General features: G+C 42.1%; 3 protein-coding genes. 1 reads left to right on the top strand and 2 read right to left on the bottom strand.

All coding sequences use genetic code 11. From position 1 onward, the window contains the following. Positions 1-1,727: 1,727 nt before the first annotated feature. Positions 1,728-1,970 carry a hypothetical protein gene (locus HC752_RS23810; RefSeq protein ID WP_190337671.1) on the top strand — a complete coding sequence of 81 codons (243 nt, stop codon included), beginning with the start codon at positions 1,728-1,730 and terminating at the stop codon, positions 1,968-1,970. 622 nt (positions 1,971-2,592) lie between these two features. On the opposite strand, the gene HC752_RS23805 is transcribed toward HC752_RS23810, so the two are convergent. Together HC752_RS23805 and HC752_RS24935 are read right to left on the bottom strand one after the other, a co-directional pair. After that, complete coding sequence (locus HC752_RS23805) at positions 2,593-3,009, bottom strand: GFA family protein (RefSeq protein WP_042603421.1); 417 nt, start codon at positions 3,007-3,009, stop codon at positions 2,593-2,595. Positions 3,010-3,051: 42 nt separating this feature from the next. After that, positions 3,052-3,247: hypothetical protein (locus HC752_RS24935; RefSeq protein WP_238930621.1), on the bottom strand; the 196-nt coding region annotated here is incomplete at its 5' end.

Genomic DNA, 3,247 nt, shown 5'->3' with positions numbered 1-3,247 from the left:
TGATTGTATTGCTTCCAGTTGGTGGTTTTGTAACAAGGTTTAGGCATTGGGCTACGAGGTGAAGTGAATGTAGCTGATCAGATCGTAGGTTCTTGATTTAGTTCCAATGAATTACGCAACAAAGCCTTGGAAATCCCACAACGACTTGGCTTGCGGAGAATTTCACACCTTGAAGCTGACTAAGGAATAGAACTCAAAAACACTGAAGTCAGCAACTTTCGAGAACCTGACAACCCTTGAATTCTCAAAGCGCTATAACGCCAGCTTAAACCGCAGACAACGCACAAAACAAGCCGCCGCATTACGCCTTAAACACTAAAATCACCGCAAACCAAAAATGCCACGCGTTGTTTGTCGGTTTGAAGCTTTTGTTAGAGCGATACAAGCATACAAACTCACTTGGCAATGAAGCACTTAGCTTGCATTCAATGAAAACCATCTTAGCCAACAAAACCTACTGCAACCAGACCACAAAACTCAAAACACCGATTCGGTCGAGAATTTAGAAGAACAAACCGAAAACCAAACTTCAAAATCCGGTGTCCCCAACTGGCATGAGATCCCAAAGCAGCTTGGCTGATAGAGAATTCTCCACCTTGGTGCAGGTCAAGGAATCGAACTCAAAAACACTGAAGCCAGCAACTTTCGAATTCCTTACAACCCTTGAATTATCAAAGCGCTATAACGCCCAATTAAGTAGCCAAAAACGTACAAATGCCGTTCCTGCAAGCCACCTTAATCACTAAATTTACCGCAAACTAAAAATGCCACACGTTTTTGGTCTGCTTGAATTGTTTGTTATGAACGGACTTTACGGCATCCTCGATTTCCCAGCAAATACAGAAGGTTGAGACACAGAGCCATTTCACAAAATGTTGGCAGCTACACGATAAACCCACAACGAGTTGACTTAAAACATCCGCCAAGTTTGGAGTTTTTCAATGTACTGCCGCCCCGCAAAAATCACGGCGCAGCAAATGGCTGCTAGAAAGAATCACTTGGCAAAAATACCCAAACAGCCAATTTGCCTTTTGATGAAACCCAAGCGGCATTTCACCAAAGAAACACAACGGATTTTCAATTGGGAAAGATTCTAATCATGATGAAAAGAAAAGCAAACGTTGAACCTTATCCCCTAATTTTACTGAATTTTTCTAGATGCTTCATAACGCCAGCTTAAACCGCAGACAACGCACAAAACAAGCTGCCGCATTGCACCTTAAACACTAAATTCACCGCAAACTAAAAATGCCACGCGTTGTTTGTCGGTTTGAAGCTTTTGTTAGAGCGATACAAGCAAACAGACTTTACTTGGCAATGAAGCACTTTACTTGGCAATGAAGCACTTAACTTGCATTCAATGGACGGCATCTTAGCCAACAAAACCTACTGCAACCAGACCACAAAACTCAAAACACCGAATCAGTCGAATATTTAGAAGAACAAACCGAATGCCAAACTTCAAAATCCGGCTAACCCAATTGGTTTTAAAGCTTACAGCAACTTGGTTTTCTGAGGATTTTCCACCTTGGATATGATTGAGGAATCGAACTCGAAAACACTGAAGCCAGCAATTTTCGAATCCCTTACAAACCTTGAATTATCAAAGCGCTATAACGCCAGCTTAAACCGCAGACAACGCACAAAACAAGTCGCTGCATTGCGCCTTAAACATTAAATTCACCGCAAGCTAAAAATGCCACGCGTTGTTTGTCGGTTTGAAGCTTTTGTTAGAGCGATACAAGCAAACAGACTCGCTTGGCAATGAAGCACTTCGCTTGCATTCAATGGACGACATCTTAGCTAAAGTGAGTACCTGCAACCAGTCCACAAAGCCCAAAACACCGATTCAGTCGAGAATTGAGAAGAACAAACCGAAAACCAAGCTTCAAAATCCAGCATTCCCAATTGGTTTTGAAAGCTTGCAGCTACTTGGTTTGCGCCGAGTTAACCACCTTGATGTGGGTTGAGGAATCGAACTCGAAAACACTGAAGCCAGCAACTTTCGAGAACCTGACAACCCTTGAATTTTCAAAGCGCTATAACGCCAGCTTAAACCGCAGACAACGCACAAAACAAGCCGCTGTATTACGCCTTAAACACTAAATTCACTGCAAACCAAAAATGCCACGCGTTGTTTGTCGGTTTGAAGCTTTTGTTAGAGCGATACAAGCAAGCAAACTCACTTGGCAATGAAGCACTTAGCTTGCATTCAATGAACTGCATCTTAGCCAACAAAATCCACTGCAACCAGACCACTAAACCCAAATCACCGATTCAGTCGAGAATTTAGAAGAACAAACCGAAAATCAAGCTTCAAAATTTGATGAACCCAGATAATTTGGAAGAACTGCAATGGCTTGGTTTACTAAGGTTTACCACCTTGATTCAGGCTAAGGAATCGACCTCAAAAACACTGAAGCCAGCAACTTTCGAATTCCTTACAACCCCAGAATTATCAAAGCGATATAATGCCCTAACAAGGGGTGAGCAACACAATACGAAGCCGCCGCATACCGCCTTAATCACTAAATTCAACGCTTAGTAAAAATGCCACGCATTGCGAATCCCTCTTAAGCAGTTTGTTAGCTGCTAGCCCGGCTGCTTAGGAAAGACCTTTACATTATTTGGTATATGATACCAATCGAGTTTTTCACTAACCCAAACATGCGCTTGAGGTTCAAAAATGTCCGCTGACGATAGATCAATTGGTTTTAACTTTAACTTAACTGTTTCCGGTGCATCTGGGTTGAAATGATAAATTCTGTTTCCACAGTTTGGACAAAACATCGCACAGTTACGATTGCCACTATCTGCTAAGCGCTCCCAACTTTTCAGTTGACCAGAAAACTCTATTTTTTCTGCATCAACAACTGCTGTGATGCTAAATGGGCTAGTAGATAACTTTTGACACTCTGTACAGTGACAAGCAAAGACCATTAATGGTTTGTCATGTAATTCATAGGTAACTTGTCCGCACTGACATGCTCCTTTAAGTGGATATTCCATTTATTGTTCCTCCTCTGAACATGGATGGCAGCTAACGCCCAATTAAGTAGCCAAAAACGTACAAATACCGTTTCTGCATATCACCTTAAACACATAACTCACCGCAAACTGAAAATGCCACACGTTTTTGGTCTGCTTGAATTGTTTGTTATGAACGGACTTTAAGGCATCCTCGATTTCCCAGCAAATACAGACGCCTAAGACACCGAGCCATTTCACAAAATGCCGGCAGCTATAC

The organism is Vibrio sp. S9_S30, from assembly GCF_014694455.1.
GTDB lineage: Bacteria > Pseudomonadota > Gammaproteobacteria > Enterobacterales > Vibrionaceae > Vibrio.
Note: the sequence above shows the minus strand (reverse complement) of the source record. Positions and strands in the feature narration are given on the sequence as shown.